The organism is uncultured Campylobacter sp., from assembly GCF_938030815.1.
Lineage (GTDB): Bacteria > Campylobacterota > Campylobacteria > Campylobacterales > Campylobacteraceae > Campylobacter_B.
In genome coordinates this window covers 1-5,432 of record NZ_CALHII010000163.1, presented here as the reverse complement: position 1 = coordinate 5,432, position 5,432 = coordinate 1, and the positions used below count along the sequence as shown (strand labels likewise).

Genomic DNA, 5,432 nt, shown 5'->3' with positions numbered 1-5,432 from the left:
ACGATTTAGTTTATTCAACCGCCTCGACGACGATCATAATTTTAATAGTTGTATTTTGGCTATTAAATAGGCTAAAAAATGGATATCCAACGCGAGAGGAGACATTTAATGCTATAAAATACATAATCAGGCTTTGCTTTATTTTTGCAGTTCTTAGTTCATTTGAAGCATATACGGGCGCTTTATACTTCCTAACTATACCTGAAAATACGATAACTGCGACGGTGAGCTCGATTTTTCAGAGTCAAGATTTCGGAACGATTGTAACGGAATCGGCCAATAGGGTGGATAATTTAAGAGCTTTAATGTGGGACTATGGAACAAAAACTTATTTAAAATCACAAGAATGGTCATTTTTGGGATTAAGCTTTAATGGTCCGAGTGATTATATAATGGCAGGGGTTGTAACGGCATTTTTAATGATCCCGTTTTGGATATTTTACCTAGTATTTTTTATTCTACTAATCGGCATCACGATCGTTATATTTTTTAGCAAATTCGTGGCATTTTTGATATTAAGCACGCTGCCATTGGTGCTGCCATTTTTGATAACGCCGCGCTTTTTGCCGTATTTATGGAGCTGGTACAAGCTATACCTATCATACGCCATCATCGCTCCTTTGGCATTTATAGCCCTAAATTTAGCAATGAATCCGATCATAGAGCTTGAGAAATATCAAAACGTCATAGGCGAATTATTTATAAAGCAGTTTGAATATTTGATTACTGGAGCAATTACTTGCATAACTGCGCTTTTCATAATCAGAAAAATACCAAATTGGATAAATGCGGTACTGGGAACACAGATGGAAAGTGGAGCGGGCGGAGTAGTCGCAGGCGCGGTAGCTGGTGGTATACTTGGAAAAACTTTACTGGGCGGGCTAGCTAGAAAAGCAACCGGCGGTAGCTTTATCGGTGGGGCACTGCAAAGCTTTGGTAGAGCAACCGGCGGAAGAGCAGTAGGGCAAATTACAAAAGCAGGAATAGATGCAAGCGTAAATCTTGGAAAAGATATAGGCAAGGGCTCAAAAATGCTAGCGAAGGGCGCCTACGACGTATATAAAACGTTTCGCGGCGGATACGCGGTGCCGTAAGGCTAAAATTTAGAAAATTTTTTAAAAGGGGTAAAAATGTTTGCACAAGCTACGATCATAGGAAATTTGACCAAAGGCATTGAGCTTAGATACACGGCAAGCGGTATGGCCATAGGTAGTACTGCAATAGCCGCGTCGCACAAATTTAACGCGGCAAACGGCGAGAAGCGGGAAGAAACGTGCTTTATAGATGTCACTTTTATGGGTAAAAGCGCGGAAATAGCCAACCAATACCTGTCCAAAGGCTCAAGGATATTCATCGAAGGTAGACTAAAATTTGACCGATGGACGGACAATAGCGGACAAAACAGAAGCAAGCATAGCGTAATCGTCGATAAAATGATAATGATTGATACCAAAGATAGGCAAGAAGCTGGGCAAAACGAGCAAGCTCATCCTGCGCCGCAGATAGAAAACGAATATACAGATAACGCGCAAGACGCGCCATTCGACTAATAAATTTTTGAAGGAGTAAAAAATGAACCTAAATTACATAACAGGTACATACGACAATGTCCCATTCTCGCAGCTTAACAAAACGGCAAAAATTGTAATTTTGCAAGAAAGACTTACAAGGGAGTTTAAAGAAAATGAAGTAATGAAACATGTGCTTGAATCGTTTTTTATAATAGCCTATGATGGAAATGATGTTAACGTTTCTGATATTCAAAAAATTTATGACAATTTGACGGAAGAACAAATTATGCAGATACAAAGCATAATAAAAATAGCTTATAATGCAGCAGGTATGTAAAATGCAAAATGCGATAATCATTATTGAAAGTCCAAATAAATGCGACAAGATAGAACATATAACAGGTGCGAAGGTTTACGCCACAAAAGGGCATTTTAAAGAACTAGCAAAGGAGATAGTGGTCGATTATGTCGGCTATGAGCCGATATTTGAGATGAAAGAGCAAAGCAGGCATAGAATGAACGAAATTTTTAATGACTGCAAAGGCAAAGACGTCATCATAGCCACCGACCCGGATCGAGAAGGATACGGCATAGGCTACATGGTTTATGAGACGATTAAAAATGTCGCAAAAAGTGTAAAGCGCGCCGAGTTTCACGAAATAACCGAAAGCGGCATCGAAAAAGGGCTAGATAAAGCCGTGCCGTTTGCAAGCTCAAATTTAAAGGAATTCGATAGCTTTAAAGCACGAGCAGTAGGCGATAAGCTGGTGGGCTTTATCATGTCGCCCGCTTACATCAACAAGCTCAACGACAAAAATTTATCCGTCGGCCGAGTTCAAACGCCGGCACTTGCCTTGATCGTAAAAAGAGAGCTTGAAATAAAAGAATTTTTGGCAAGCCCTGCTTCAAAACAGATCGACTACAAAATCAAAGTAAAGCTAAAAACCGGCAGCGGCGTAGAATTTACGGCCGTTAACGATAATATTTTTATCTCAAAAGACGAAGCGAACGCAAAAATCGCCGAACTTGGCGGCAGCAGAGCAAAAGTCTATCAAATAGATACGAAACAAAGCCAAATCAAGCCGCAAGCTCCGTTTAGAACCAGTCAAATGCAAGAGACGGCAAATAAAAGACTAGGCTTTAGCTCGGATAAAACCATGAGCCTAGCTCAAAAGCTATTCGAAAAAGGCCTCATCACATATCATAGAACCGATAGCAATACCATATCGGACGAGTTTATAAATGAGGTGGAAGCTAAATTTAAAGGGCAAGAATGGTACGAGAAAAAAATATATAAAGCCGGCAGCCAAAGCCAAGCGGAGGCTCACGAAGCGATCCGTATAAGCCACGTACACGATTATGGCGAGATGGATGAGATCGCCGGGCGCGAAAGCCTAACGGATGACGAAAAATCGCTTTATGAGCTTATTTTTCTAAATTCAGTCCTAAGCCAAGCCAAGAATGCCGTAAACGAGAATAAAACATACGACATAGACATCAAAGCTCTAAGTTTTAAAGCTAAGACCGGCAAATGTATCTATAAAGGCTTTAAGGGGGCTTTAAAAGAGCAAGCGGACAATGAAGACGAGCAGGACAAAGAGGTGACGGAAATAGAGCTAAATTTAAATCAAGGCGATGAAGTCGAGGTGTTGGGCTTTGAGCTACAAGAAGTTAAAAAACAAGCTCCGCAACACTACAAGGAAAGCAATTTTATCTCCCTTTTAGAAAAAGAGGGTATCGGTAGACCAAGCACGTATGCGACGTTTCTACCTACGCTTTTAAAACGAGAATTCGTGATTATCGAGACCAAAGGCAAAAATCAAAACATAGTGGCCACGAATAAAGGTATAAGCTTCATCGAAAGCGTTAAAAAGGACGACGAGTGGATCACACAAAGCGAATTTACAAAGCAAATGGAAAGCGTACTAGACGAAATAAGCAGCGGTAAAGTAAATTATCTCGATTTCATAAAACCGCTGCACGAAAAAATGGGCTTTAAAGAGCTAAGCAATGGCGAGACAAAACCGCCGAGTGCGGCTCAGCTGGACTTTGCGAAAAGCATAGCCTCAAATTTAAAAATAGCATTGCCGGACGGCATCGAAACGGACTGGAAAATTTGCTCGGATTTTATAAATAAGAATAAAGATAAGGCCATCCGTCCGCCGAGCGACAAACAAATCAAACTAGCGCAAGATCTAGCAAAAGATAAAAAGCTGGAGCTACCCAAAGGTTACGATACCGATCTGAAAATTTGTAAGGCGTTTATAGAAAAGGCATTGAAGAGGAAATAACATGGTTGTGGACAACACCGAAATCTTTTTTCGTGTTTGCCGTAAAACGACAATCGATAAAGAGCAAGATATAGCCGGGATTTATTTCGGTAAAAAATATAAGGATACGTTAAACCCTGTATTTTTTGACATTTTTAAAAAATACAGGAGAAACTTAGAAAGTCGTTATGAGTGTATTATCGGCAAAGATGATTTTATATGCTTTGCAACGCAAAATAAGAAAAAATTTATTAAAGAGTTTGGCGGCGTACGTTCGGAACTCGCTTCATTTTTAGAGCATTATTTAAATGATCCAGAAGCTGATTATTTTGAAATTTGCTTTTTAAAATCGTATTTCGATACAAAAAGCAAAACGGGACAAAAAGGGAAAGAATGAGCCAAATTTCAACCCAAAACGAGCTGATCGAGCAAGGCTGGATGGCGGATAAAGAAAAGAGGGCCAATGTATATTTTATGAAAGCCAAATACGAGATCGACGACGAGTTTTATACTAGCTTTGACGAGATCAGAGAAGAGCTGCGAGACTATAAAGCGCATTTTAAGGGCAAAATCGTGGTCTGCCCGTGCAATGACGGGAAAAATAGCAATTTTTATAGGTATTTCGCCCTAAATTTTAAAGCTTTTGAGCTAAAAAAGCTGATTACGACGACATTTAACGTCAACGAGCCAAGCTCGAAAGGCACGAAAATAGAGATCACGAGTGACGGCATGAGCGAAACGCAGTTGCGCGGTCGGGGCGACTTTCGCAGTGACGAAGTAAAGGAGATAATCGCGCAGGCCGACATCGTCGTAACCAATCCACCCTTCTCCCTTTTTAGAGAGCTTATAGATATAGCCCAAAGTGGTCAAAAGAAATTTTTAATCGTAGGCGGAACGTATTCGATTACCTATAAAAAGATATTTGAGCTATACAAAAATAACCAAATTTGGCTAGGAAATCACCAAGTAAATATTTTTACTCGCCCGGACGGCAGCAAAAAGCGATTTAGCAACGTATCGTGGTTTACGAATTTAAAAAGCACAAAGCATCAAACTGGCGTAAGACTGATGAAAAAATACAAAGGCAATGAGCACGAATACCCGGAATACGATAACTACAAAATCATAGAAGTGACCAATTATAAAAACATACCGATCGACTATGATGGCGTAATCGGCGTGCCCCTTACGTTCTTTTTACGGCACAACCCGGCGCAGTTTCATATACTAGGCTGCGATTTTGAGATCAAGGAAAAATACCCTGAGCTAGTTAAACAAAGCTACACCAAAAGCAATACGAAATCAGCAGTCCTAAACGGGCAAGAGCTATTTACCAGGATAATAATCCAGCGGATCAACGGCCTTAGACCTAGGACTAAGGTAATAAATCAAATTTAGGGAGTAAATTTACTTAAAACTATGAAGAAATCAAAGAAAGCAGAACTATTTAACAGTCCCATAAAGCGGTTTATGTGGGTATTTTTAACCATAAATTTGTTAGGGTTCGGCACGAATGCTATTTTATATTTTTTAAAACTACCCAACAGAGTGGAAACGATACTAAACGCGGACGCATTCTTTATAGCGCTAGCCGCAATCTGCTACATCGCATTTAACGCAATGCTTTATTTAATCATAAAAATGCACTTCT

The 5,432-nt window shown here is 39.9% G+C and carries 7 protein-coding genes; all 7 read left to right on the top strand.

The annotated features are described in order from the left end of the window. The coding region (locus Q0277_RS06505) for a type IV secretion system protein (protein ID WP_297996649.1) at nucleotides 1-1,094 on the top strand (1,094 nt) is incomplete at its 5' end. Nucleotides 1,095-1,130: 36 nt separating this feature from the next. Next, nucleotides 1,131-1,550: a single-stranded DNA-binding protein gene (gene ssb / locus Q0277_RS06500; protein ID WP_297996648.1), complete on the top strand. Its 420-nt coding sequence runs from the start codon at nucleotides 1,131-1,133 to the stop codon at nucleotides 1,548-1,550. 22 nt (nucleotides 1,551-1,572) lie between these two features. Further along, complete coding sequence (locus tag Q0277_RS06495; RefSeq protein ID WP_297996647.1) at nucleotides 1,573-1,848, top strand: hypothetical protein; 276 nt, start codon at nucleotides 1,573-1,575, stop codon at nucleotides 1,846-1,848. A 1-nt stretch (nucleotide 1,849) separates the two neighbouring features. Further along, nucleotides 1,850-3,802, top strand: a complete 1,953-nt coding sequence (locus Q0277_RS06490) for a type IA DNA topoisomerase (protein WP_297996645.1) — start codon at nucleotides 1,850-1,852, stop codon at nucleotides 3,800-3,802. Between the two features lies 1 nt (nucleotide 3,803). Further along, complete coding sequence (locus Q0277_RS06485) at nucleotides 3,804-4,178, top strand: hypothetical protein (RefSeq protein ID WP_297996643.1); 375 nt, start codon at nucleotides 3,804-3,806, stop codon at nucleotides 4,176-4,178. Continuing rightward, nucleotides 4,175-5,179, top strand: coding sequence for an adenine-specific methyltransferase EcoRI family protein (locus Q0277_RS06480; RefSeq protein ID WP_297996641.1), 1,005 nt, complete (start codon nucleotides 4,175-4,177; stop codon nucleotides 5,177-5,179). Before Q0277_RS06485 ends, Q0277_RS06480 begins: the two co-directional genes overlap by 4 nt. 72 nt (nucleotides 5,180-5,251) lie before the next feature. Beyond that, nucleotides 5,252-5,432: hypothetical protein (locus tag Q0277_RS06475; protein ID WP_297996639.1), on the top strand; the 181-nt coding region annotated here is incomplete at its 3' end.